The sequence below is a fragment of the Xanthomonas sp. WHRI 10204 genome, from assembly GCF_040202875.1.
Taxonomy (GTDB): Bacteria; Pseudomonadota; Gammaproteobacteria; order Xanthomonadales; family Xanthomonadaceae; genus Xanthomonas.
Genome location: NZ_JBEGDW010000003.1, coordinates 129,143 through 154,250 on the forward strand (window position 1 = coordinate 129,143; position 25,108 = coordinate 154,250).

Below are 25,108 nucleotides of genomic sequence, written 5' to 3' on the forward strand. Positions count from 1 at the left end.
GCCGACCCTGCCCACCAGCGCCATCGTCACAGCCAACCCGGCACCACGAACAGCAGCCATGCCGCCAGCGGCCCCAACAGCACCACCAGCCCACTGTAGACCAGAAAACGGCGGAACAGCCCATCGCGTTCTTCCTTGGCCGCCGAAGCCACCACCAGCGCGCCGTTGGTGGAAAACGGGCTGACATCCACGATGGTGGACGACACCGCCAACGCGCAAATCACCCCGGCCGCACCCAGCTGGCCCTGCATCAGGAACGGCACCGCCAGCGGAATGGTGGCGCCCAGCACGGCTGCAGACGATGCGAACGCAGACACGATGCCGCCCACGTAGCACACCAGCAACGCGCCCAGTAACGGCATGCCGATATGCGACACGCCGGTGCCGATGTAGTCCACCGCGCCGGCCTTTTCCAGCACCGCGACATAAGTGACCACACCGCTGATCAGCAGCACCGTGGACCAGCTGATGCCATCCACCGCGCCTTTTTGTGCATTGGGCGAAATCAACGCCAGCGCCACGGCGACGGTGATCGAGACCAGGCCGACGTTGAGGTTGTAGACCAGCGCCGCAACGCCCAGCCCCAACAGGCCGACAAGCGTGATCACGCGATCGCGGGTGATCGACACGGCCTCCAGCGCCAGCGGGTCGGTGGACAAGGTGCCGCCGCCAGCCGCCACCAGTGCGCCATGGCCTTCGATGGAGAAGCGTCGCTGCGATGCTTGATCGCCGCTGACCGGCACGTACTGCGCATCGGCCAGCGATACCTCCTGCCGACGCATCAGCTTGAGCCCGCCGAAGGCGCAGAAGCAGATGATCGCCATCATCAGGTTGAAGCCCAGGCTGGTGAGAAACACCGCCATCTCGGTGACATCCAGCCCGGCCTTTTCCACCACCTTGTTGGTGATGCCCCCATACACGCTGATTGGCGAAAACCCGCCGCCCTGCGCACCATGGATGACCAGCAAGCCCATCATCAGCGGGTTGATGCGGTATTGCTTGGCAAAGCGCAACGCCACCGGCCCGATGATGGCCACCGCCGCCGGCCCCAGCGCACCGAAGGCGGTGAGCAGGCCGGTGATGACGAACATCACCCACGGGATGGCCACGATGTGCCCGCGTACCGCTCGTACTGCCCAATGCACCAGCAGATCGATGGTGCCGTTTTTCTGCGCGATGGCGAACAGATAGGTGATGCCGACCAGGGTCAGGAACAGGTCGCCCGGAAAGCCGGCCAGCACCTCCTTGCCGTCCAGCCCCACCCACACGCCACCGACGATGAATGCCAGCGCGAAAGCCACCGCGCCCATGTTGATGGGCAATGCGGTGGCGACGATGAACATGATCACCAAGCCAAGAATCGTTGCAATTTGCGGGGTCATGCGCCCTCCCAGACACCTGATACGCGTACAGCACGGATGGCCACCCGCCATCCAAGGGTCACGCCGTGTACGACACCTGCCTGATGGTCATGCCGCGCGTTCGCATGCGGCGTTGACCCACTCCACCACCCCTTGGGTGCTGTGGAAATCGTCGACCGACCGCGCTTCGCAGCCCGGTACGATCTCGCGCGCCATGCGCGCCAATGCGCTGCCGGGGCCGAGTTCGAGAAATACACGCGCACCGCGTTCGGCGGCCTGCACCAGCACGTCGTGCCAGCGCACGGTCTGCGCGATCTGTGCAGCCAGGCTGTCGATCACCTGCGTCGGCGTGGCGACGGCACGTGCGTCGATGCCGGCAAGCACGCGCAGCGTGGGGGCGCGAATGGCCTCCTTGTTCAATGCGGCGGCGAAGGCATCGGCGGCCGCGCGCAGCCACGGCGTATGCGCAGGCACAGTGACCGGCAGCACGGTGACGCGTGCGCCGCGCGATTGCGCGTCATCGCCAAGCCGCGCCAATGCCGTGCGTGGTCCGCCGAGCACGGCATGGTCGTCGCCGTTGATGATGGCCACTGCTGCACCATGCGTGTTGCAGAGCGATTCCAGCGTGGGCAGCGGCAGACCGATCACCGCCATCAACCCGGCATCCTCGGGGCTGGCCGCATCCATCGCGCGTGCACGGGTCGCCGCAAGTTGCAGGCAGGTCTGGATATCGATGCTGCCGGCAACAGCGTGCGCGGCCAGCTCGCCGACGCTATACCCCAGCACCAGCAGCGGCGTCGGCAGATGCTCGCGCAGCACCTGCCATTGCGCCAAGGTGCCTGCGCAGACCAGCGGCTGGGCAACAGCATTGGCGTAGCGGCCAGCATCTGCGGCGAGGGTTTGCGGAGCGGCGCCAAGCACCTGGCCGGCTGCCGCGAGCACCGCTGCCACAGCGGGCGCATCGGCAATGCGGACGAACATGTCGGCGTGCTGGCCGCCTTGGCCTGGGCAGAGGATGGTCAGGGTCATGGCGTTGGCCGCGTGCATGCGTTGGCGCGACTGCTGCGGGGACTGTACGTCTGCGCGCTATGGGCAACGTTTGCTGGTGCAGCATTCAATACCGCTGCTGTGCGAAGTGAGGCACAGATGCGTTGCGTGTGCGCGCAACCTGCTTCTGCAGCCGCAGTGGCACTGGGTGCGCACCTGCTCACAACGTCTCCTGGCGATGCAGGAACCACGCGCAGGCCAGCAGGTCCGCGCTACCACCGGGGCTGAGCCGACGCGCCACGAATTGTTTGCCGATCGACGATAGCCGATCGCGCCAGTGGGGTTGTGCAATACCGCCGTCATCGAGAAAACGCCGCGCCTGCGCTTTGGCATAGGCCAGACCGTCTGCGCCGCCACGATGCAGCAGATTGAGATCGTCGATATGCGCGACCAGTTGCATCAAGGTCTGCGCAAGTGCAGCGTCCTGCGTGGTGCCAGTGCCCAACGCGGCGCGCAGGCTCGGCAGCGCGATCTCGCGCAGTAGCGGGTAGCCGGCTGCGGCCTGCTCGCGAACGCCAGCCACCTTGTACTGCGCGCGCATGCGCTGGCCATTGCTGCGTGGGTCCAGCGGCGCAGCGCACAACGCCGCGCCCCACACCTGTACCCCGTTGCAGACCGCATCGGCAGATGGCCGCTGACCATGCGCGGCGCGCAGGCGCGCAGCCTGTGCGGTGAGCAGGCCAAGGCTGAAGATCGCACCACGGTGGGTATTGATGCCGCCGGTGGCGCACAGCATGGCCGCCTCGGCCGCGATGCCCAGATCGCGCAGCCGTGCAAAGGGTGCGTTGTCGCTACCGGCCTGTGCGATGGCGATAAAATAGCCGCGCAATGCGAACAGACTGCGCAAGAACGTGGAGGCATCCATGTCGCTGTGGCTACCGCTGTCGAACGGCGTCACCAGCCCGGGCTTGGGCGCGCACGCCAGCTCCGCATGGAGCGCGCCAACGGCGAGCCGGCCGAGCCGGTGCGCAACGTCGCGCGGCACTGCACGCACATCCACATGCTGCAGGTGTTGGACCTGCGCGCTCATGCCGCGCTCCTTAACTGAAACAACGCAGCGCGTGGCAACAAGCAGCAGCCCTTGCCGGATTTCACCAGCACCTGCTGCGCGTCACTGGCGTACTCGCGCCAGTTCACCGCGATGTCGTTGGGCAGCAGCAACTCGCCATCGGCACGCAGGCCATGGCGTTGTTCCCAGCGCTGCAACAAGGCAACCACTGTTTGTGCCTGCTCGGGCGTCTCGATGGACCACAGCAGATCCAGATCCGATTGCGCGTGCACATACGTCAAGCCCGTCAACGCTTGCCACGCGAAGCTGCCGAAGACGCGTGGATGCAGTGCATCAGCCTGCGCGTATGCGTGCAACCCCTGCAACGCGGGCTGCAGCGCGCCGGGCGCGTGCGCGATGACCGCGTCCAACGACAGGGGCTCACTGCAGCGTGCAATTTCCACGACATGGGCACGCAATGCCAGGCGCTGCTTGCCTTCGCCGGGCGGCAACGGCACGCCCAGGCGCAAACTGCCCGGCGCCTCGCTGCCGTCGCCACGCGCCACCACTGCCGGCAAGCCGGCGGCAAACCACTGTTGCAAACGCGAGTGGGCACCTGGCGTGTGCGCCTGCCAGCGCGCATCGTCGCGTAACCACGCCAGGGCGTGGCGGCCGGCCATTCTCAGGCCTCGCCCGCTGCCACGGCGGCGGCAACCTCGCGCGCCAGCGTGCGGCCGCCACGTTGCGCGCCGAGTGCGCGACGCTGATCGCCATCGATGGGAGCAGCCAATGCATCGAGTAGCGCCTGCGCCAGATCGCCGTCCCACAGCGATTGCACCGCGCCCATGCGTACATAGTTCTCCACGCCCGGCGCGAACACTGGCGAACTTTTGCTGAGCGCCTGCAAGGTGTCCACCGATTGCTTGGTGACACGGGCCATGGCACGCAGATCCATCACGCGCACCTGCGCATCCGGCAATGCATGGATGCGGTCGGCCATCAAACCAAACGACAGAAATCCGCCGCTCACCGCTTCGCCATACACCAGCGTGACCAGCCGCGCGCCGCGCCTGCGCGCCAGATCCAGCGCACGCGCCAGATGCGCGAAGTAGCCATTGATGCCGAGCAATTCATCGCGACGTGCCAGGCGTTGCCCGGCGGTGTCCGCCAGCATCACGATCGGCCGCTGCGGATGCGCGCGGGTGCTGGCCAGTACGGTGGCGGCCAGGGCCAACGCGTGGTCCACGCCCACTTCCAGCTTGTTGGCGGTGCCGATCACCGTGACCTCGCCCACTGCGGTGGTCGCGCTGCCGGTGAGCACATCCTCATTGCGCGCGATGGCGTGACCAAGCGGAAACAGCTGGTCGAGCAGTTGGCTCAGTTCCATGGCGTGCTCCGATCTGCAGTGGTCGCGAGGAAGGCGTCGGTGTCCAGCAGCGGCAGCCGCTGCGGATCGGCGATGCCTTGACGCGCCCAGATGTCCAGGCCGTCGCGGCAATCGCCATAAGCATCGATGCGCGCAGACAGTTGATGATGCGCGCGCTCCAAGGCCTGCAAGGCAGCATCGCCTTCGGGTTCGACGAGTGCGTCCAGCGTGCTGGCCGCTGCATCGGCAAACGCCACGATGCGGTCGGCCACCAAGGTCTGCGCGTCGCCCAGCAGGTAGCGGTGTTTGCCACCGGTTACGCGCCAGACCAGAGCGCGGTCGCGAGCGTCGAACTCTTCCACCCCGCGCACGGTTTCGATCACGTCCGGGCCGGACAGCGACAAGCGGCCTTCTTCGGACATGATCACCGCGCTGCAGCAGCGCGCCACGATGCCCATGCCACCGAATGCGCCATTGCCGCTACCGATCAACGCCAGCACCGGCACGCCGGCCGCGCGCGTATCCAGCGTGGCACGCATGACTTCGGAAATGGCGATCAGGCCGGCATTGGCTTCGTGCAAGCGCACGCCGCCGGTGTCGAGCAACAACAGTACTGCTGCCGGATGTGTGGCTGCCGCGCGCTCAAGCAAGCCGGTGAGCTTGGCGCCGTGCACTTCACCCACGCCGCCGCCCATAAAGGCGCCCTGCTGGCCAGCGATCAACACGCTGCGGCCGCGCAAGCTGCCCTCGCCTACCACGATGCCGTCGTCGAAGGCGCCCGGCACGTCGAGCTGCGCCAGATGCGGGCTGACCAGGCGGCGACGCGGGCCGACGAATTCGCGGAAGCTGCCGGCGTCCAGCAGCCCGTCGATACGCTCGCGGGCATCGGCTTCGTAGTAGCTGCGCTCGGCCATGGGAATGGTGGTACTCATACGCGACTCCGGATTGCATTTGTAGGAGCGCACCTGGGCGCGACTGCGGCGTTATCGGGCAAGCCCGTCGCGCCCGGGTGCGCTCCTACGGACGTACCTGTGTCTCTGATATGGCAGCTCATGCCGCATCTCCTTGCAGAACATCGATCGCCTGTTCCAGACGCAGACTCACCAATGCCGGCGTTGCGCCAACATCTACACGCCTCCGAATGTGTGCTGTAGGAGCGCACCTGGGCGCGACCGCGGCGCTATCGGGAACGCCAGTCGCGCCCGGGTGCGCTCCTACGGAGGTGTCTGTGTCTCTGACATGGCAGCTCATGCCGCATCTCCTTGCAGAACATCGATCGCCTGTTCCAGACGCAGACGCACCACTGCCGGCGTTGCGCCAACATCTACGCGCCTCTGGATTTGTGTTGTAGGAGCGCACCTGGGCGCGATCGCGGCGTTACCGGGAACACCCGTCGCGCCCGGGTGCGCTCCTACGGAGGTGTCTGTGTCTGTGCGATGCACGAGGCTCATGCCGCATCTCCTTGCAGGACATCGATTGCCTGTTCCAGTCGCAGACTCACCACTGCCGGCGTTGCGCCAACGTCTACGCGCCTCCGGATTTTTGCTGTAGGAGCGCACCTGGGCGCGACCGCGGCGTTACCGGGCAAGCCCGTCGCGCCCGGGTGCGCTCCTACGGAGGTGTCTGTGTCTGTGCGATGCACGATGCTCATGCGGCATCTCCTTGCAGAACATCGATTGCCTGCTCCAGACGCAGACTCACCACTGCCGGCGTTGCACCAACATCGTTGATGCTGATGCGCACATCGCGCAGCGGGTGGCGCGCGGCGAAGTCGCCCAGCACCGCCTGCCAGATCGTGCCGAAGCCCTGGGCCGCCGTGAGGATCTCGATTTCCATCGCGCCGTCGAGCGGCACGCGCTCGACCAGCACTTCCAGGTTGCCGGAGGCGACCACGCCGACCAGCGCATGCTCCAGACCGGTGCGCGCACCGTGCTGGCCGTCAAAGCGATATCGCAGGGTTTCCATGCTGAGCCCTTACCAATTGCGGAAACGTTTCGGCGGGTCGTACAACCCACCGGACCAGCGCACCAAGTCCTTGACCGTGCGCGCGGCGAGCAGATCGCGCGTGGCATCGCGCGGACGGATGCCCAGATCTTCCGGCCGTTTGATCACACCGCGATCGCGCAGGTTTTCCACCATGCGTTTGTCACGTCCGAGACCCACGGCGGTGTAACCGGACACGCCACGAATCGCCTGCTCGCGCTCTTCCGGCGTGCGGCACAACAACAGATTGGCAATGCCTTCTTCGGTCAGCACATGGCTGATGTCATCGCCGTAAATCATCACCGGCGGCAGCGGCATGTTGGCGCGCTCGGCCAGTTCCCAGGCATCAAGCTTGTCGACGAACGCCGGCGCCATGTGCTCGCGGAAGGTTTCCACCATCTGCACCACCAGCTTGCGCCCGCGCGGCATCTCGCCCGGTCGTGCGGCTTCGCGTCCGGCCTTGAGCCAGGCAGCGCTGGCATGGCGACGGCCGCGCGCATCCGAGCCCATATTCGGCGCGCCACCAAACCCGGCGATGCGGTCGCGCGTGGCAGTGGAGCTATTGCCCTGCAAATCGATCTGCAAGGTAGAGCCGATAAACATGTCGCAGGCGTATAAACCGGCTGTCTGCGACAGCGCGCGGTTGGACCGCATGCTGCCGTCGGCGCCGGTAAAGAACACATCCGGGCGCGCGGCGATATAGTTTTCCATGCCCAACTCGGAGCCGAACGAATGCACCGACTGCACAAAGCCCGATTCAATCGCCGGGATCAGCGCCGGATGCGGATTCAGCGCCCAATGCCGGCAGATCTTGCCTTTCAAGCCCAGCGATTCGGCGTAGGTGGGCAGCAGCAATTCGATCGCCGCAGTGTCGAAGCCGATGCCGTGATTGAGTCGGTCCACACCGTACTCGGCGTAGATGCCCTTGATCGCCATCATCGCCATCAACACCTGGATCTCGGAGATCAACGCCGGGTCGCGGGTAAATAAGGGTTCGATGTAGTTGGGCTTGGGTGCTTCGGTCACGAAGTCGACCCAATCGGCCGGAATATCCACGCGCGGCAAGGTGTCGAGGATCTCATTGACCTGCGCGATCACGATGCCGCCCTTGAACGCGGTGGCCTCCACAATCACCGGCGTATCTTCGGTGTTGGGGCCGGTGTAGAGATTGCCGTGGCGGTCAGCCGCCTGCGCGGTGATCAACGCAATGCGCGGGGTGAGGTCGATGAAATAGCGGCCGAACAATTCCAGATAGGTGTGGATGGCGCCGATCTCGATGCGGCCTTCGCTCACCAATCCAGCCAGACGCGCGGCCTGCGGGCCGGAGAACGAAAAATCCAGACGTTTGGCGATGCCGCGCTCGAACACATCCAGGTGCGAGGCCAGCGACAGCACCGACTGCACCATGTGCAGATCGTGCACCCGCGCGGGGTCCACCTCGGTGAGGCAGCGCGCCAGGAAATCGGCCTGCTTCTGGTTGTTGCCCTCCAGGCACACGCGGTCGCCGGGCTCGATCACCGCCTCCAGCAGCGCCACCACATCGTTGGCGGCCACCACGCGGCCCTGCGGCGCCAGCGCGGCGGCACGCTGCAAGCGCCTGCGCCGGCCTTCGGCCTGGGTGTCCCACTGTCGACTCATCGCATTGCCTCACCGGGTCGAGCCCGTAATGTCGAAGTAATTACATCGTAATTATGGAAAGAGGTGCTGTCTAGACGCGTTGCAGCATCGGTGGATGACGTGGCGACGGACGGTCAGCAATGCGACAGCTAAGTGCTTGCGGCCGCCCGCACTTCGATATATCGTTTTTGCATGCTTCGATATATCGAATGAAACCGAACACCCGCCACCATGCGGTCTTGGCCGATCTGGATGCCGCCGACGGCAACGTCTCCGGGCGCGGCAGTGCGCGCATCCGGCCGCTAGGGCATGGCGATCTGCGCCTGCTGCTGCTGGCCTTGATCGAACAGCACCCACGCCACGGCTACGAGTTGATGCGGCAGATCACCGCGCTGTTCAAAGGCCTGTACACGCCCAGCGCCGGCGCGATCTACCCGGCGTTGGCGCAGCTGGAAGCCGATGGCTGGGTGCAGACCGATCTGGAACAGGGCCGCAAGCAGTATCGGATCACCGACGCCGGCCGCAGCTACGCCGCCGATCAACGCGACGCCCTGGATGCCGCACTGGCGCGCACCCATCGCCGCGCACGCGAGCTGATCAAGGCGCAGACACCCGAACCCATCCGCGAGGCAATCCACCGCATCAAGCACGGCCTGTTTGCACGCCACGGCCAGTGGAGCGAAGCAGACATCGAACGGATTGCCGCACTGCTCAACGCCGCCGCCGACGGCATGGAGCAGGACGAGCACTGAGGGGTGTTGCAGCGTCGACGGCAGCCGTTGTTGCGATGTTGCGATGTTGCGATGTTGCGACGTTGCGACGTTGCGACGTTGCGACGTTGCGACAGCGAGTCTGCTGGCCGGTTCTGTTGATCGGTCGTTCTGTTGAGTTGATTGGCTGCTCTGTTGATCGGGCGTTCTGTTGAGTTGATTGGCTGTTCTGTTGATCGGGCGTTCTGTTGAGTTGATTGGCTGTTCTGTTGATCGGAAGTTCCGTTGACTGTTCGTTCCGTCGCCAGGCGTTGCGGGCTTTGCTAAAGCCCCTCTCCCCTCGGGAGAGGGGTTGGGGTGAGGTACGGCGCGAAGCCTCACGAACATTCCAACCACACAACATGTCGCTCAACCTCCTCCACCCACAACTACGCGTCACCTTCTCCACCTGCAGGAAGAAACACCTCGAAGCGGGAAGAAGAACAGCGGTGTCTTGGCACTCAGCAAGTTTTAGAGCCGTAAAAACCAGCAACCAATCGTCAACTAGACATGGACAGCGCACCCAGAACCAGAGCCTACGAGGACTACATACCGCACCGAGCACCTGCGGCCCCCGCCTGGCCCTGAGCGCAGTCGTCTTGTTAGCCAGTCTTAGCTATCCATCGTGTCACCGCCGTAACTGTTACCACCCCCACGCCGCGCATCTGTGCGCGACACCATCAGGAATCGCACCACCATGGCTGCACACACCAATACCCAACTTCGCCGCGACTCGCGCCTGCGTTCCGTGGAAGTGGTCCGTTGCGAGTCGATCACTCCGCAGATGCGCCGCATTGTGTTTGGCGGCAGTGAGCTGGCCGGCTTTCAAAGCGAAGCGCCGGACGACCACGTCAAACTGTTTTTCCCCAATACCGATGGCGCCTTCGTGCTGCCGACCATGACCCCGGAAGGACCGCGCTACGCCGAAGGCGCACTGCCCTCGCCCGGCCGCGATTACACCCCGCGTGCGTTCGATCCGCAGAGCGGCGAGCTGAGTATCGATTTCGTGCTGCATGGCGACGGTGTGGCATCCAGTTGGGCAGCACAGGCGCAGCCCGGCGATGCGCTGAAGATCGGCGGCCCACGCGGCTCGTTTCTGGTGGCCGACGACTTTGACCATTACGTGCTGATCGGCGATGAAACCGCGCTACCCGCGATCAGTCGCTGGCTGGAGTCGATGCCGGCCGACATGCAGGCAGAGGTCTTTATCGAAGTGGCCGATGCAGACGAGCGACAGGAGCTGATCAGCGCCGCCGATGTCGCTGTGTACTGGCTGGAGCGCAACGGCTTCGATGCGGCCAGCAGCACCTTGCTGGAAGACAGCCTGCGCGATTACGAGCCGCACGACGGCGACACGTTTTACTGGATCGGCGCCGAATCGATGCGCGCGCGGGCCATGCGCAGGTTTGTGGAAGAGCACATGGGCGTAGACAAGGAGTGGATCCGCGCGAAGGGATACTGGAAGGCGGATCCGGCCGGGGAGTGAGGCATGTCGTGAGTGCGATCTATCTGGGTATCGCGAACCTGGATCACCCTCATGCGAATGCGCTAGTGCGATGAAGGTTTACTGATTTGGTTGCGCTTCGCGGGTGGGCCTATCGGTAACGCGTTCGCGGCCGGGGCGCTCCTACAGGTGCAGCTTTTAACAGCAACGTGCTTCAGGCGCACAAACAAAAAGCCCGCCAATTGGCGGGCTTTTGCATTCCACAGATCGGTGTGATCGCTCACACCGGTCTGATTTACCGCACTGCGCGAATTACTTCGCAGCAGCGTCGCCGGCCTTGGCCTGCAGGGCTTCGGTGGTGATGCGGATCTTGACCTCGTCGCTGACGTTCGGGGCGTACTGGCCCACGCCGAAGTCGCTGCGCTTGATCGTGGTGGTGGCGTCGAAACCGGCAGCCGCCACCTTCTTCATCGGATGCTCGCCGGCACCGTTGAGGGTGACGTCCAGCACGACCGGCTTGGTCTGATCCTTGATGGTCAGGTCGCCGGTAACGGTCAGCTTGTTGGCGCCGGCCGATTCGACCTTGGTGCTCTTGAAGGTGGCGGTCGGGAACTTGGCCGCGTCGAAGAAGTCACCGCTCTTCAGGTGCTCATCGAACTTGGCGGTGAAGCTGTTCAAGCCGGACAGCGGCAGGGTCACCTGCACGGTGGACTTGGTCACGTCGGCCGCGTCGTACACCAGGGTGCCGTCGACATTGCCGAAATGCGCGCTCGGGTTGGAGAAGCCGAAGTGGCTCCACTGCGCCAGCACGTCGGTGTGGCTCGGGTCCAGGGTGTAGGTACCCGAGGCCACTTCCACCGCAGGAGCGGTCGAGGCAGCCGGAGCTGGAGTGGCGGCAGCGGCATCGGCCGGCGCGGTGGCGGCGGGGGTTTCGGCGGCCGGTGCGGCGGCGTTGTCGGCCGGCTTGGAGCAGGCGGCGATGGCCAGGGTCAGGGCGAGCGGCAGCAGCAGTTTGTGGGTGGTTTTCATTGGAACTCCATGTGATGAGAGACGCGTTGGATCAACGCGGATGGGACAGATGCAGACGGACGAGGACTGCAGGAAACTGTAGCGGCAACCATATCTTGCACACAGTGGTCAGGCGACGAAGAGCGGCCAACACACCGTAGCGAGCAGTCGTCAGGTGGGTGTGGACGGCGCGCTCGGAACCGGAGTGTACCGAGTGGCACATCCCGCACCGAGCACCTGCCGCGCCCGTCTGGCGGTTAGCGCAGCGGTTTTGTTGACGACTCCAAGAACCGCAGGCTCGAAAGCGCAGTGGACATGTGGCATCCACCCTTTCCGAGCATCGGCCGCGCTCACTTGAGGGTGAGCGCAATCGCTTCATCGACGACACACAGCAATGCGGCAAAAACAAATAGCGATCGGCACCGGGTAGCACACATGACGACGGGCGATGATGCCGTCAGACACGCCGCAGCGTTGATCTCACAACGCATGCATCACACACGGCGCGTCTCAGTGATGCAGACCATCACTCGAAGCGCGCAGCTTCATCGAAGCTCAGGCGCGGCGAACGCGGGAACAACCCGGCCGGGTCGCCGTAGCCAAGATTGATCAGGAAGTTGGACTTGATCGGCGTACCGGCGAAGAACGCCGCATCCACCTTGGCGTTGTCGAAGCCCGACATCGGGCCGGCATCCAGACCCAGCGCGCGCGCAGCCAGAATCAGATAGGCGCCCTGCAGCGAGCCGTTGCGGAACGCCGATTCGGTGCGGCCTTCGCGTGGGCCCTCGAACCAGCTCTTGGCATCGGCATGCGGGAACAGGTACGGCAGCTTTTCGTGGAAGTCTTCGTCGTGGGCCACGATCACCGTGACCGGCGCGGCCAGCGTCTTGGCTGCATTGCCTTCGGACAGCGCCGGCTTGAGCTTGGCCTTGCCCTCGGCGCTGGTCACGAACACAAAGCGCGCCGGCGAGCTATTGGCGGCGGTGGGTCCCCACTTCACCAACTCATAGAGCTCACGCAGCACGTCCTGGCTGACCGGCGTGTCGGCAAACGCGTTTTGCGTGCGGGCGGTACGGAACAGCTGATCCAGTGCGGCGGCGTTGAGCGAGTCGGACATGAGCACTCCAGAAGAAAGGGTGGCGCGACGGTAAGCTGCGGCGTCGGCACCAGTGTGAAGACCCGCAGTGTAGAGTGGCGCGATTGCCGCCACACGCGTTCAATCTGAAACAAATCTATGTCGGATCTGAAACGATGGCGGTGACCTGGGCGCTGAGCGACGGCCGCGCCGGCAATGCGCGCCAGGCCGAAGCGCTGGCGCGGGCACTGCAACCTGAGGCCTTCCAGCCGATCCATCTGCACACGCAGCCGCCCTGGCGCTGGGCGGCACCGCGTCTGCTACCCGGCGCACAACGCGCATTTGGCGCAGCGTTTGCCCAGCAACTGCAGCAGCCCCCCGCCCTGGCCATCGGCTGTGGCCGCCAGGCAGCGCTGGCCACCCGGCTGCTGCGCGCGCACGGCAGCCGTAGCGTGCAGATCCTGTACCCGCGCCTGGATGCCCGCCACTGGGATCTGCTGATCGTGCCCGAGCACGACGCGCTACGCGGCAGTAACGTGCTCACCCTGCTCGGCAGCCTGCATCCGGTGGACGATGCCTGGCTGGCGGACGGGCGCGCCGCGTTCCCGGCACTGGGCCGCCTGCCCGGCCCGCGGCTGGCGCTGCTGGTCGGCGGACCCACCGCGCAGGTGCCATGGACAACGCAGGAGCTGACCGCGCTGTGCACGCCGCTGCGCGAGCAACTGCGCGCGGCCGGCGGCAGCCTGCTGGTCACCGTCTCACGCCGCACGCCGGCGGAGGCGATCGCCCCGTTGCGCGCGATCTGTAGCGGCTTACCGCACCTGCTGTGGTGCGACGACCGCGACGGCCCCAACCCGTACGCCGGCCTGCTGGGCTGGGCCGATGCGATCGTGGCCAGCGCCGACTCGGTCAACCTGTTGTCTGAGGCCTGCGCCACGCGCGTGCCGGTGGCTGCCGCATTCGGCGACCGCGCCAACGGACGCGTCGGCTGCCATGTGCAGGCGCTGCGGCACCGTCAGCGGCTGTGTGCACGCGATGAAGTTTTACGCGCCGCGGCCGATATCCTGCCGGTGCGCGAAACCGAGCACATCGCCCTGCAGGTGCGCGCGCGCCTGTCGCGGTGAATCACGCGCCCGACGATGGCGCCCGACACAAGGATGCTGCGATCAATGAAGCCACCAGGGATCAAACACGCAACCGGACCGGCGATCACGCTGGCACTGCTGGCCGCATTGCCGTTGGCCGCAGCCGCTACGCCTGCGTGCGTGCCGCGCTACCCCACACCGCATACCACCGCTGCGATGTTCGACATGGCCAGCGACACCGCGCGAGCGCTGAATGCATTGCCCGATGCGCAGGTCGTGCTGTTGGCGCGCGGCGGCCAGGACCTGAGCCGTTATGGCCTGAAACATAGCCACCTGGCATTTGCGCTGCGCGACGAGGATGGTCTCTGGCGCGTGCGGCACCTGCTCAATCGCTGCAAGAGCGACGCGTCCCAGCTGTATGTGGAAGGCCTGAGCAATTTTGTCGGCGAAAGCGCATTGAGCAGCGACCTGCGCGTAGGCATCCCGACCCGCGCAGTGCAGCAACGGCTGCACGATCTGCTGAGCGGCAACGGCAACATCGCCCACCGGCTGCATGAAACGCGCTACAGCATCGTGGCGTATCCGTTCTCTACCGAGTACCAGAACTCCAATCAATGGGTGCTGGAAGTGTTGGCGGTCGCGTTGGCGGCGCAAGCGCAACCGCCGGAGCTGATTGACGACCGCCGCAAGGCGCAGGCCTGGTTGCGTGCCGCACGCTACCACCCCAGCATCCTGCATCTGGATCTGCGCCAGCGCCTGGGCGCGCGCTTCGTCGCCGCCAATGCCGCAACCTCCGACCACCCCGCCGGTGAGCGGGTGTCAGGCAATTATTCGGTGGTCACGGTCGAATCGGTCTTCGACTTCCTGCATCAACGCGACGCCGTCCTGCAGGAACTGTCTATCGCTCGCGTCGTCGACACAGCTGGAGAAACGCCATGATGCACGCCCGTTCCTGTCTCGCTGCAAGCGCATGCCTGTTCGCTGCCTTGGCCGTGCCCTGCGCGCACGCCGGCGAAGCGACCACACCCGGTGAAAAATCCGAGTTCTATTCTGCGCTGGCATTGGCCACGCCGGTGCTGGTCGCGTCCGCTGTGGTGGGTTCGGTCTTTGCCCCACCAGTTGCAGCATATAACGCGTTGGCCGAGTCACGTCGCGAGACACGCGCGGGCAAGCTGCCGGCAATGCGCGTGGAGGCCGTCAATACCCTGCCCGAAGGCGCACGCCAGGTGCGCCTGCAAGACCCGCAACAGGCCGAAACCACTGCGGTACTGCAATGGCCGGCACGCCAGGACGATCCCGCCGCAGCCTTCCACGTCGGCGAGGTGGTGACGTTCCAGCCCAGTCCCGCCGGCAGTGGCTGGACCGTGCATGCGCCGCAAGGCCAGGCTCTGGCCTTCCTGCCGACCGGCGATGCAGTGGTCAACAGCAGCAGTCGCGTCTGGTGAGTCCAGTGTGCCGCCGAGGCCGCGCGCCTGAGGCACCGTAACGCCGCCTTGGTCGCAGCGTCACGATTGCGGCTGATCGCGATCGGCCTGCGGCGACGGGCAACCCACGCCCCAACGCACCGCGCGCGCCTGTCCGCTTGCCGCACCACCTGCACGTCCGACGCTCGCATCCATCTATCGCGCTCGTACACTAGCGACCTGCGCGCGTTGCCGATCGCCAGCGACACACGCGCTCTCCGTTCTGTTTGCTACGTATCGCTGCCATGTCTTCCGCGCCCCCTACCCCGTTTGCTCCCCTTACCGCCCGCGCATTGGCATGTGCGGTAGTGGCCATGGGCGCGGTGGTGCTGTTGTCCAACATCCTGGTGCAGTACCCGATCAACGACTGGCTGACCTGGGGTGCGTTCTCGTATCCATTGGCGTTTTTGGTCAGCAACCTGATCAATCGCCGCTTCGGCCCACGCGCAGCGCGCACGGTGGCCTGGTGCGGGTTCGCGCTGGCGGTGCTGTTGTCGATCTGGCTGGCGACACCGCGCATTGCAGCGGCCTCGTGCACGGCGTTCATTGCGGCACAGCTGTTGGATATCACCGTGTTCGACCGGTTGCGCAACGGTAGCTGGTGGCGTGCGCCGATCGTGGCCACCACCTGCAGCGCCACGCTGGATACCGCACTCTTCTGGAGCATCGCCTTTGCCGGTGCATCGCTGCCGTGGGTGAGCTGGGCCGCGGGCGATCTGGCGGTGAAGCTGGGCATGGGCGTGTTCTTGCTCGGGCCGTTCCGTGCGTTGCTCTGGCGCAGTGCGCCTCGGGCGAATAGCTGAATCACGGTTGCGCTCTCTCACCTTGCGCGCATGGGCACCTGCGCTGTAAACGATTCGCCACCGCCACAGACACCCAGTCTGTGTACGCGTCAGCACATACCGCGTGCATGGCAGAAGGCGACCCACGTTGCCATGCGCACGGCACATCGCAGCACTCATGAAACGGCCACATGAAGGCATGCACGTGGCGGCAATGCTCTGGCGCATCGCTTGACCTACATTAGGCCACCGCAAGACGCACCACGGCGGCAGCAACGCCCACCGGCTGCAGCAGGTAGGCACGCAAAAAGCGCAATAAACATACCAGCGGCGTGAGGCTGCATGCATCGCGGCGTAGCGCTCGCACACGGTGATGCAGCGCGGTCATCGGCGACATCGCAAAGGGCATTGCTGCAGCCATGCCACTGCCCGCACGGCGTCGCCCGTTGGCCGCACACGTCATCTCTTCATCCACCGGCAAACGCCACTACAGCAGCACATAGCTGCGGGCGGCGTGCACCTTTCATGAGAGCCACACCATGCAACTGCGCATCTTCCTTCTGGTGCTCTTGCTTGTTTCATTCCCAACGCTAGGAGCAGACATGTCCAACGGTGCCGATAATTTCTACACCAGCGAGACGGTGACCGTGCAAAAGGTCACCTTCAAGAATCAGTACCAGATGACCGTGGCCGGCAACCTGTTCGTCCCCAAGGGTCTGGACACCGGCAAGCGGCATCCGGCCATTGTGGTGGGGCATCCAATGGGTGCGACCAAGGAACAGAGCGCCAATCTCTACGCCACCAAACTTGCCGAACAGGGCTTTGTGACGCTGTCCCTGGACCTGTCGTTCTGGGGCGAAAGCGAAGGGCAACCGCGCAACGCGGTGTCGCCGGACATCTATGCCGAAGACTTCAGTGCGGCAGTGGATTTCTTGGAAACGCAAACGTTTGTCGATCGTGAGCAGATCGGTGCGCTGGGTATCTGCGGCAGTGGCAGCTTTGTGATCAGCGCGGCCAAGATCGACCCACGCATGCACGCGATCGCCACGGTGAGCATGTACGACATGGGTGCGGCCAACCGCAACGGCCTGCGTCATGGGCTCAGCCTGGCGCAGCGCAAGCAGATCATCGCCGCGGCCGCCAAACAACGCTCGGTTGAATTCAGCGGCGAGCCGGTGGAATACACCGGCGGCACGGTCCTGGCGCTGACGCCGGAATCCAACCCGATCGAACGCGAGTTCTACGATTTCTATCGGACACCGCGCGGACAGTACACGCCCAAGGGCCAGTCGCCCGAGCACACCACACGGCCGACGCTGACCAGCAACGTCAAGTTCATGAACTTCTACCCGTTCAACGACATCGAGACCATCTCGCCGCGGCCGATGCTGTTCATTACCGGCGAGAAGGCGCATTCGCGCGAGTTCAGCGAAGAGGCGTACCGTCTGGCTGGCCAGCCCAAGCGATTGGTGATCGTGCCGGACGCAGGACACGTGGACTTGTACGATCGCGTGGATCTGATTCCGTTCGACACGCTCACCGCGTTCTTCCGCAAGCACCTGCGGTAACCCACTAGGACAGCGCCGATGCCGATCCTTCGCCCCAGCGCCTGCGTGCGCACCCTGTTACTGGGGTGCGCTTTCCTGGTCACCGCCTGCTCGGCTGCAACGCCACCAGCAGCGGCCACCCCACATACACCGGAGCGCACGATGCGTATCACCCTCACCATCGGCGATGACGTCGTCGAAGCAGAGCTAGTCGATCACTCGGCCACGCGCGACCTGCTCGCGCGGTTGCCGATGACCGTGCCGTTCGAAGACTTCCATGGCAGCGAAAAGATCAGCTACCTGCCAAGCAAGCTCGACCTGAGCGCGGTTGGCCCTGCCGGCCCGGCACAGGTAGGCGACCTGATGTATTACGTGCCATGGGGCAACCTGGCGGTGTTCTACCGCGGCTACACGCCATCGCGCGATTTGGTGCGGCTGGGGCGGATCGTGTCCAACCCACAGGCGCTGACACGCTCGGCCAGCTTCACCGCGACCATCGCACGTGCGGCGCCCGCGGCTGCGGCACCGCCGCCGCACTGAGGCGGGCGATCACGACACGCATCAGCTGCGCTGCACATGGCGCGCTACCGTTGCTGCAGGCCTTGCCAGACCCGCTTGCCGACGCGGGCCTCAATCTCCTGCTGAGCCACTCCTGCGCCTGGCCTCCTGCGCCAGCGGCAGCACGCAGGTGGCACTGTGAATCACCTGCACACCACGGCGTAATGCCTCACCCACGCGGTGCGTCCCTACCGCGCGGAAACGCCAGGCCTTGCGCCTGCGCAATCGCAAAGATGCTGCCGGTGGCCTGCTGGATGGCGGCAGTTGGCGTGATCAGTCGCGGGCGCCGGTCGAGCGTGCAGGCCAGCCCGGCATCCACCAGCGTGGCATGTGCGTCGTGCAGCGCTTGCGCGGCAGACGCGGGCAACCACTGCGCCTGCACCAGTGCATCGATCAGTGCGGGCGTGTCGCAGACCTGCAGCAACGGCGGATGCTGCGCCGCCTGGCCGAGCACACCGGCCTGCAACAGGAATTCCAGATCGACCAGGCCGCCGGCGCCCTGCTTGAGATCCAGCCGGCCGGCATCGCTGCGATCGAGTTCGGCGCGCATGCGTGCGCGCATCTTGCGCACGTCTTCGTGCAGCAGCGCAGTGTCGCGCACGCGCGCCAGCGTCTCGCGGCGTACCTGCGCAAACGCCTCGCACAGCGCTGCGTCGCCTGCGACCGCACGTGCGCGCACCAGCGCCTGATGCTCCCAGGTCCACGCGCGTTCGCGCTGATACTCGCGGTAGCTGGCCAGCGACGACACCAGCGCACCTTTGCCGCCGTCCGGACGCAGCCGCACGTCGATGTCGTAGAGCCGGCCAGCGCCGGTTTCGGCAGCGAGCAACGCCATCACCTTCTGCGCAAACCGTGCGAACCAGCGCCCGGCTTCCAATGGCCGCTTGCCGTCGGAGCTTTCCACCGCACGCGGATGATCATAGAGAAACACCAGGTCCAGATCCGAGCCGAAGCCCAGTTCCAGCCCACCCAGGCTGCCGTAGCCGATGATGGCGAAGGTGCCGCCGGGCACCTGCCCGTGCGCGGCGACCAGCTCGACGCGCGCCAGCTGCAGGACGGTCTGCACTACCGCCTCGGCAAGCCAGGCCAGTTGCCGGGTGCTGTCCACCGCAAGTTGACGGCCATCGAGCGTGGCCAGCGCGATACGGAAACTCAGCGCCAACCGGCGCTCGTTGAGTTCGCGCAAGGCCGCTTCGGTATCGTCGATCTGCAGCGTGTCGGCACATGCCGCATGCAGGGCCGCGCGATCGGGCAATGGCCCGCTGATGCGGGTGTCGAGCAACTCGTCCAGCAGCAACGGATAGGCGGCCAGGCGCTCGGCCAGCAGCGCACTACGCGAGAGCACATCGACCAGGCGTGCCAGCGCACTGGGTTGTTCGTCCAGCAGCGCCAGGTAGCTGGTGCGGCGCAAGGTGGCCTGCAATAGGCCCAGCATGCGCCGCACGGCGGCATCGGGCTGGCTGGCGCGCGTGGCCGCGTGCAGCAATGCCGGCATGACCCGATCGAGCCGTACCCGCGCGCTATCGGACAGTGCATGCACGCCGGACGACTGCGCAAAATCGCTCAACACCTGATGCGCGTTGGCGGGATCGTGCAAGCCGATGCCCAGCAGCGGCGCCGCATCGCCCTCGGGCAATGCGCGCCAGTAATCGGCCAGCGCATCCGGCGCAGTGGCGCGCACGCGCGGTGCCAGCAACTCGGCAAACTCCGCCGCCACCCGGCTGCGATGCGGGGCCAGCGCGTCCAGCAGCGCCGGCCAGTCCGCATGGCCCAGGCCCAACGCGATCCGCTCGCGGTCCAACGGCGCCTGCGGCAACGCATGGGTCTGCGCATCGCGCAACATCTGCAGGCGGTTTTCCAGACGGCGCAAAAAGCGATACGCCTCGGTCAAGGCCGTACCGTTGTCCGCTTCGATCTGGCCTGCTGCAACCAGCGCCTGTAATGCAGGCAACAGCCGCCGCTCGCGCAACGCGGGCTCGCGTCCGGCGCGGATCAGCTGCAGCGATTGCGCAAGAAATTCAATCTCGCGAATGCCGCCGGGCCCGCGCTTGATGTCGTCCAGCCGGTCGTGCCGCGCCACTTCGGCAGTGATGGCGGCTTTCATTTCGCGCAAGCCGTCCAGTGCAGTGAAATCCAGATAGCGCCGGTAGACGAACGGCCGCAGCGTTTCCAGCCAGGCCTCGCCGGCAGCGATGTCGCCGGCCACCGCGCGTGCCTTGAGCCAGGCATAGCGTTCCCAGTCGCGGCCTTCGCGCTGGAAATACTGGTCCATGCCGGTGAACGACAACGCCACGCGGCCGGCGGTGCCGAACGGGCGCAGGCGCAAGTCCACGCGGTGGCTGAACCCATCGGCGGTGGTTTCGTCGAGCAACTTGGCCAGTTGCTGGCCCAATCGCGCGAAGTATTCTTCGGCCGCCAACGGGCGTGCGCCGGTAGACTGCCCGCCCTGCGGGTAGGCGTAGACCAGATCCACATCCGAAGAAAAATTCAGCTCGCCGCCGCCGAGTTTGCCCAGCCCGAAGACCACCAGCTGCTGCACGCTGCCGTCTTCGGCCATCACCTGCCCATGGCGGCTGGCGAACTGCTGCTCCAGCGCCTGCAGCGCACATTGCAGGCAGGCTTCCGCCAACCGGGTCGCACCGGCAAGTGTGGCGTCCACGCTGTCCAGGCCCAGCACATCGCGCCACACCAGGCGGGTGGATTCAGCGGCGCGGTAGCGCCGTAACTGCGCCGCCCAGGCCTGTGGCTGCGCCGGGTCGAGCGTTGGCACCGGCAGCGGTGGCGGATCGGCCTGGGCCAGGTGCAGCAGCAGTGCCGGCTGGCGCGCCAGGGTTTCCAGCGCGAAGTCGCTGACAAGCGCGACCTGTTCGAGCGCTTGCGCAAAATCGCCGCCGGGCCACGGCTGCTCGGCAGGGACAGCCTGGCGGACGCGCGCCACGGCCCGCTCAATCAGAGCGGTGAGCGCAGGAGAAGCAGATGTGATGGGCAGCGACATGCGTCGATTCTGGCATCCCTGCACGGTAGCGGCATGTGTGCGTGCTCCATCATCCGGCTGCGGCGTGCTGCCTGCGCACCCGCCTGCGCGATGCGTGACGCAGGCGAGTGCGCCTGCAAACCTGTACGACCAGGCCAGGCCCGGTGTGATGCGAGGCGCAACGCACGCGGGTGTGGAGCGAGGTGGCGGGCCGCCGCGTGCTCGGTTGGCGCGAAGACGGCGCAGTGGGAGTGCTACTGGACGCCACCGCCTTCAGCAACGGCGATGCGGTGGATGCGCAACGGCCGCTGGTGCCTTGCGCGCATGGCCGCCGCGCCATCACCCGCAGCGATGCGGCTGGACGGGCGCATTTGCTGGTCGGGCGTTTCGAGGGCGAACGGTTGAAGTCGCCCAACGCGCCGAGCGTGGCGCGTGGCGGCGCGATCTAGTTCATCGGCCCGCCGTCTGGCCTGCTCAAGCCCGCCAGAGCTACCCCGGCCCGCAGGAACTGGACCACCACGGCGGTCTATCGGCGGCCGCACGATGCTGGCCCGCTGCAGTGCATGGCAAGGCTGGATCACCCCAATGGCCTGGCGTTTTCGCCCGACGCGCGCGTGCTGTAAGTGTCGCAAACCCCGGAGGACGGCCCTGGCGAACCGGAGATCACCGCATGGGATTGGTGCGATGGTGCACTGCACGATCGACGCCGCCTTGCAGGGGTGCCGAACGGCCTGGCCGACGGCTTCTAGGTGGGCCGGCAAGGATGGCTGTGGAGCAGCTCCGGCGCAGGCGCGTGCATCTTCGTTCCGGAGGGACACCTGTTGCGGCTGGTAGCGCCCCCCGCACCGCGTCACTGCAGCTTCGATCAGGATCAGCGGCGGCTGTTCATCAGCGGCGGCAGCACGCTGTGGATGCCGGAACTGCGGTAAATCCCGTGCTTTACGCAGCTGCACATGCTTGACTGGTCAAACGTCAGGCAATAAAAAGCCCGCTTGCAGCGAACTGCCAGCGGGCTTTGCTCCCTCCCCCACGTCGGGATGCAGGATCATAGTGCGCGCCCCGAATCCGACTTGCACGCTGCACTGCAAAACAACACCAGACGGTACAGAACTGGCCCAGTTTTCTTCACGCAACGCTGCCGCGTCCGGTTGTCATCGCAACAGATCCGGCTGCGCCTGATACCACTCCGGTGCCCGTAGCAGATGCCACTCGGGAGTGTCGTTGCGCAAACCGACTGCCGCACTCACTACACCCCAGCGCGCGAGCAGGCTGCCGCTGCGCTGCGTGCCTTGCAGGCGCAAGCGTGCATCGACCTGGAAACGTGCGTTGCGCCCCTGCAGTCGATCGACGATGACGGTATCGCCTTGCCAATGCACACGACCGACGACCTGCGCCTGCCCTGCATCCACCAACCGCAGCATCCAGTTGGGAATGGAGCGGTCGCGCGCGTACAACGCCATCAAAAACGCCAGGTCGCGTACCTGGATGCGCACGCGTCCATCCACACCAACCGGCTGCCGCCACTGCATACGCGTGTCGTCCAGCACGATGCGTGCCCACCAGCCATCGCGGCGCTGTCCATCCGGACCGGTAAATCCGACATTGCGCAGCTGCACCGTACTGGCATCGAGGCGAAAATTTTCCGCACGCAGATCGCCACGCTGCAGGCGCAGATCGGCATCCACGTCGCCACGCAATGCGAGCCCGGCAAACTGCAAGCGCGCCGCGCGTGCACCGAGACGCAATCCGCCCTTGCCGATACGCCCACCGGGCTCGATCTGCAGATCGCCACTAAGCACCCCGTTGCCACCATCGAACCGCAGCTGCTGCTGCGGCAGATAGCGGTTGTATGCGCGCAAATCAGGCACACGCGCATTGGCAAAGGCCAGATGCGCACGCGTGGCATCGCGCAATGTCGCCAGGTTGCGTGCATCGGCGCGCGTCTGCAGATCCAGACGCAGATCGCGGCCTTGCACGAACGGACGCGTAGGTGCGTCTGTATGGGCGATCGCAAACTGCTGCATCTGCAGCGCGAGCGCGGGCAACAGCTGACCGTTGGCATCGGCATCCACGCGCAGATCCGCACTGGCCTGCCCATCGATCGCGTGCCCCATCACGCCGACATGCGCGCGCACATGCGGCACCCGCAGCCGGCTGCCGGCACCGAGCTGGCCACGCGCGATGCGCAGGTCCGCATCGACCAGGCCATCGCCCTCCAGGGTGAGCCAGTCCACATCCGGAAATAGCGCGGGAATCCAGCTGAGCGACGCCAGCTGCCAATGCAGCCGTGCATGCCCGGAGGTGCGCGGCAGCAGGTCGCGTATGGACTGCAGCGGCAACTGCCGGCCCTGCACGCGCAGGTCGGCATCCAGCGTCAGCCCGGCATCGGCAGGCTCGGGCATGCTCACGGTCAGACGCATGTTGTCGTCTACTTGCAGCTGCGCCGCCAGCTCGCCCAACAACGCGGCAGGCGTGCGCGTGCTGTCGTGCAGCGGCGCACGCCAGTGCAGCTGGCTGCCCGGTTGCAACGCGCCGCGCGTCCAGCGCAACTCGCCATCCGCACGCCCCTTGCCCGGCCGCGTGGTCACCGTGTGGCGGCCCTGCGCGGTGCGGGTGACATCCAGCGCGGCGGTGTCGCCGTGTACCGCCACCAGCGCATCGGTCAGCTGCAGCAAGGCCAGCCCGCGCGCCTGGTCGGGCGCATGCCGCGCAATGCTCGCTTCCAGGCGCAGCTGCCCGTTGCGCAGCAGTTCGCTCTTGCCCCACTGCACGCGTGCGTTATCGAACACCGCACGCGATGGGAACAGTTCCATCGGCCCACCGCGCAGCTGCTTGAATAGACCGAGCTGTAGCTGGCCGTAGCCTTCGATCCGCAATTGACGCAGTGAAAGCGCGTGTACCTGCGCGGCATCGATGCGGTCGAACTGCAGTGTCCAGGCGGGCGTGGCGGGGTTTGGATTTGCACGGCGATTAGCGGCTGGCGGATTGCGTGCCTGATCCGATGGAGATGACGCGGTTGCTGTTGTTGCTGTCGGCTTCGCACGTTCTGCGGCTGTCGCTGTTGCTGCTGTCGAAGGCGTTGCTGTCGCGCGCGTTGCATTCGCTGCGGCTTCTTCGGGTGCAGCGGTCGCGGATGCATTCGATGTTGCGTCCATCGTCGTGGTTGCCGGCTTTGCACCCACCGCGGCAGCAGCGGGAGCTGCGCCCACGGCATCCGCCATGGACGGTGCCAACTGCAGGCCGGCACGCACACCGTGCACATGCAGTTCCGGCACCAGCAGTTGCCGATGCAGCAAGGGCAATATCCGGATCTGCCCGCTCATGCGCTGCGCACTGACGCTCCAGCGGTTGCGGGTGGAGCGGCCTTGCAGATCGACATCCCACAACATCACCCGTCCCGGCCACCAGGTCAGCCCAGGGCCCCACTGCATGGCGAAGGTGTCCGGCTTGCGATTGAGCGCTGCCGGCCCGAGCGGGGTGTTGAGCAGCAGGTTGCCCAGCAGCATGTAGCCCACATACAGCGCGATCACGGCCGATAACGGCCAACGCAGCGCGCGGGGCAATGCGCGCCAGCGGGCGCGAACAGGCATCGTCATGACGTCAGGCTCCTTCAAGACCGCGCAGGCGGCGCCGCGCAGTGTGCCAAGCAGACCGTGAGTGCGGTGCGCATCGTGGGCACATGGCTGCGCACGCGTATGCACGTGGCGATGGCGATGGCGATGGCGATGATTACCGCGAGGCATGGCGCTTGGCGTGGACGCCACGCGTTGAACGCTCCGCTCAATGCTTGATCAGGCAACCGGACGACTTAGGGCGGCTAACACACCGTAGCAAGCAGTCGTCAGGTGGGTCCGGACGGCGCACAGGAACCAGAATGTACGAGTGCACCATGCCGAATCCGAGCATCCCCCGCACTCGCCTGGCAGTGAGCGCAGCCGCTTTGTTAGCCGCTCTTCGCCATCTGATGCACACGCCGCGCGGCCCGCACTGTGGTCTACACGGCATCGCCCAAGATGGATACCACACCCAGCATCACGCCATGCCAGCACGCTTCGCCGAGC

General features: G+C 65.8%; 20 protein-coding genes, 2 other RNA genes and 6 pseudogenes. 9 read left to right on the forward strand and 19 right to left on the reverse strand.

From position 1 onward, the window contains the following. Positions 1–26: 26 nt before the first annotated feature. The 11 genes and pseudogenes from ABQZ00_RS17635 to mdcA all read right to left on the reverse strand — a co-directional run bounded on the left by ABQZ00_RS17635 (position 27) and on the right by mdcA (position 8,383). Positions 27–1,382 (reverse strand): SLC13 family permease, encoded by a 1,356-nt coding sequence (locus ABQZ00_RS17635; RefSeq protein ID WP_104614424.1) that lies wholly within the window; start codon positions 1,380–1,382, stop codon positions 27–29. 87 nt (positions 1,383–1,469) lie between these two features. After that, a complete protein-coding gene (gene mdcH, locus ABQZ00_RS17640) occupies positions 1,470–2,390 on the reverse strand; it encodes a malonate decarboxylase subunit epsilon (protein ID WP_323538595.1) in 921 nt (306 codons plus the stop codon). A gap of 178 nt (positions 2,391–2,568) precedes the next feature. Next, the gene (mdcB, locus tag ABQZ00_RS17645; RefSeq protein WP_323538594.1) at positions 2,569–3,438 is read right to left on the reverse strand and encodes a triphosphoribosyl-dephospho-CoA synthase MdcB; all 870 of its coding nucleotides are present in this window, start codon (positions 3,436–3,438) and stop codon (positions 2,569–2,571) included. After that, positions 3,435–4,076 (reverse strand): malonate decarboxylase holo-[acyl-carrier-protein] synthase, encoded by a 642-nt coding sequence (gene mdcG / locus ABQZ00_RS17650; protein ID WP_323538593.1) that lies wholly within the window; start codon positions 4,074–4,076, stop codon positions 3,435–3,437. Before mdcG ends, mdcB begins: the two co-directional genes overlap by 4 nt. Positions 4,077–4,078: 2 nt before the next feature. Next, positions 4,079–4,783: a biotin-independent malonate decarboxylase subunit gamma gene (gene mdcE / locus ABQZ00_RS17655; RefSeq protein ID WP_323538592.1), complete on the reverse strand. Its 705-nt coding sequence runs from the start codon at positions 4,781–4,783 to the stop codon at positions 4,079–4,081. Next, positions 4,774–5,676 (reverse strand): biotin-independent malonate decarboxylase subunit beta, encoded by a 903-nt coding sequence (locus ABQZ00_RS17660; protein ID WP_323538670.1) that lies wholly within the window; start codon positions 5,674–5,676, stop codon positions 4,774–4,776. The genes mdcE and ABQZ00_RS17660 overlap by 10 nt, the downstream gene beginning before the upstream one ends. Before the next feature lie 136 nt (positions 5,677–5,812). Further along, positions 5,813–5,890 (reverse strand): annotated as a pseudogene (locus ABQZ00_RS23875) (malonate decarboxylase acyl carrier protein); the annotation flags it as partial. A 119-nt stretch (positions 5,891–6,009) separates the two neighbouring features. Continuing rightward, positions 6,010–6,087: pseudogene (locus ABQZ00_RS17665) on the reverse strand (malonate decarboxylase acyl carrier protein); the annotation flags it as partial. Between the two features lie 122 nt (positions 6,088–6,209). Next, positions 6,210–6,287, reverse strand: a pseudogene (locus ABQZ00_RS17670) (malonate decarboxylase acyl carrier protein); the annotation flags it as partial. A gap of 122 nt (positions 6,288–6,409) precedes the next feature. Next, positions 6,410–6,727, reverse strand: coding sequence for a malonate decarboxylase acyl carrier protein (gene mdcC / locus ABQZ00_RS17675; RefSeq protein ID WP_323538591.1), 318 nt, complete (start codon positions 6,725–6,727; stop codon positions 6,410–6,412). A 9-nt stretch (positions 6,728–6,736) separates the two neighbouring features. Then, positions 6,737–8,383 (reverse strand): malonate decarboxylase subunit alpha, encoded by a 1,647-nt coding sequence (gene mdcA / locus ABQZ00_RS17680; protein WP_323538590.1) that lies wholly within the window; start codon positions 8,381–8,383, stop codon positions 6,737–6,739. A gap of 188 nt (positions 8,384–8,571) precedes the next feature. On the opposite strand from mdcA, the gene ABQZ00_RS17685 reads away from it, so the two are divergent. Both ABQZ00_RS17685 and ABQZ00_RS17690 read left to right on the forward strand, forming a co-directional pair. Further along, positions 8,572–9,114 carry a PadR family transcriptional regulator gene (locus ABQZ00_RS17685; RefSeq protein WP_323538589.1) on the forward strand — a complete coding sequence of 181 codons (543 nt, stop codon included), beginning with the start codon at positions 8,572–8,574 and terminating at the stop codon, positions 9,112–9,114. 694 nt (positions 9,115–9,808) lie between these two features. Further along, complete coding sequence (locus ABQZ00_RS17690) at positions 9,809–10,597, forward strand: siderophore-interacting protein (protein WP_323538588.1); 789 nt, start codon at positions 9,809–9,811, stop codon at positions 10,595–10,597. A 270-nt stretch (positions 10,598–10,867) separates the two neighbouring features. On the opposite strand, the gene ABQZ00_RS17695 is transcribed toward ABQZ00_RS17690, so the two are convergent. The 3 genes from ABQZ00_RS17695 to ABQZ00_RS17705 all read right to left on the reverse strand — a co-directional run bounded on the left by ABQZ00_RS17695 (position 10,868) and on the right by ABQZ00_RS17705 (position 12,680). Further along, positions 10,868–11,584, reverse strand: a complete 717-nt coding sequence (locus tag ABQZ00_RS17695; protein WP_082473606.1) for a YceI family protein — start codon at positions 11,582–11,584, stop codon at positions 10,868–10,870. Positions 11,585–11,708: 124 nt separating this feature from the next. Next, positions 11,709–11,786: non-coding RNA, sX9 sRNA (locus ABQZ00_RS17700), on the reverse strand. A 303-nt stretch (positions 11,787–12,089) separates the two neighbouring features. Then, positions 12,090–12,680 carry a malonic semialdehyde reductase gene (locus ABQZ00_RS17705; RefSeq protein WP_055853071.1) on the reverse strand — a complete coding sequence of 197 codons (591 nt, stop codon included), beginning with the start codon at positions 12,678–12,680 and terminating at the stop codon, positions 12,090–12,092. 134 nt (positions 12,681–12,814) lie between these two features. Here ABQZ00_RS17705 and ABQZ00_RS17710 point away from each other — a divergent pair, with 134 nt between their 5' ends. From ABQZ00_RS17710 to ABQZ00_RS17725, 4 genes are all read left to right on the forward strand, one after another. Then, positions 12,815–13,762 carry a mitochondrial fission ELM1 family protein gene (locus ABQZ00_RS17710; protein ID WP_323538587.1) on the forward strand — a complete coding sequence of 316 codons (948 nt, stop codon included), beginning with the start codon at positions 12,815–12,817 and terminating at the stop codon, positions 13,760–13,762. A gap of 45 nt (positions 13,763–13,807) precedes the next feature. After that, complete coding sequence (locus ABQZ00_RS17715) at positions 13,808–14,662, forward strand: DUF2145 domain-containing protein (RefSeq protein ID WP_323538586.1); 855 nt, start codon at positions 13,808–13,810, stop codon at positions 14,660–14,662. Beyond that, positions 14,659–15,168 carry a hypothetical protein gene (locus ABQZ00_RS17720; protein ID WP_323538585.1) on the forward strand — a complete coding sequence of 170 codons (510 nt, stop codon included), beginning with the start codon at positions 14,659–14,661 and terminating at the stop codon, positions 15,166–15,168. Before ABQZ00_RS17715 ends, ABQZ00_RS17720 begins: the two co-directional genes overlap by 4 nt. A gap of 263 nt (positions 15,169–15,431) precedes the next feature. After that, positions 15,432–15,989: a VUT family protein gene (locus ABQZ00_RS17725; RefSeq protein WP_323538584.1), complete on the forward strand. Its 558-nt coding sequence runs from the start codon at positions 15,432–15,434 to the stop codon at positions 15,987–15,989. Between the two features lie 220 nt (positions 15,990–16,209). Here ABQZ00_RS17725 and ABQZ00_RS17730 read toward each other — a convergent pair whose 3' ends face one another. Next, positions 16,210–16,377, reverse strand: coding sequence for a hypothetical protein (locus ABQZ00_RS17730; RefSeq protein ID WP_323538583.1), 168 nt, complete (start codon positions 16,375–16,377; stop codon positions 16,210–16,212). Positions 16,378–16,570: 193 nt separating this feature from the next. Between ABQZ00_RS17730 and ABQZ00_RS17735 the strand changes: the two genes are divergently transcribed. Both ABQZ00_RS17735 and ABQZ00_RS17740 read left to right on the forward strand, forming a co-directional pair. Then, positions 16,571–17,536, forward strand: a complete 966-nt coding sequence (locus ABQZ00_RS17735) for an alpha/beta hydrolase (protein WP_503064294.1) — start codon at positions 16,571–16,573, stop codon at positions 17,534–17,536. Positions 17,537–17,677: 141 nt separating this feature from the next. Then, the gene (locus ABQZ00_RS17740) at positions 17,678–18,055 is read left to right on the forward strand and encodes a cyclophilin-like fold protein (RefSeq protein ID WP_236699303.1); all 378 of its coding nucleotides are present in this window, start codon (positions 17,678–17,680) and stop codon (positions 18,053–18,055) included. A gap of 187 nt (positions 18,056–18,242) precedes the next feature. On the opposite strand, the gene glnE is transcribed toward ABQZ00_RS17740, so the two are convergent. Beyond that, entirely contained in the window at positions 18,243–21,068 is a 2,826-nt protein-coding gene (gene glnE / locus ABQZ00_RS17745) for a bifunctional [glutamate--ammonia ligase]-adenylyl-L-tyrosine phosphorylase/[glutamate--ammonia-ligase] adenylyltransferase (RefSeq protein WP_323538581.1), read from the reverse strand. A gap of 152 nt (positions 21,069–21,220) precedes the next feature. Between glnE and ABQZ00_RS17750 the strand changes: the two are divergent. Next, positions 21,221–21,976 (forward strand): annotated as a pseudogene (locus ABQZ00_RS17750) (SMP-30/gluconolactonase/LRE family protein); the annotation flags it as partial. Positions 21,977–22,198: 222 nt separating this feature from the next. On the opposite strand, the pseudogene ABQZ00_RS17755 reads toward ABQZ00_RS17750, so the two are convergent. From ABQZ00_RS17755 to ABQZ00_RS17760, 3 genes and pseudogenes are all read right to left on the reverse strand, one after another. Further along, positions 22,199–23,986, reverse strand: a pseudogene (locus ABQZ00_RS17755) (hypothetical protein); the annotation flags it as partial. A 294-nt stretch (positions 23,987–24,280) separates the two neighbouring features. Next, positions 24,281–24,643 (reverse strand): annotated as a pseudogene (locus tag ABQZ00_RS23880) (hypothetical protein); the annotation flags it as partial. A gap of 219 nt (positions 24,644–24,862) precedes the next feature. Then, a non-coding RNA gene (locus tag ABQZ00_RS17760) (sX9 sRNA) lies at positions 24,863–24,938 on the reverse strand. Positions 24,939–25,108 lie beyond the last annotated feature (170 nt).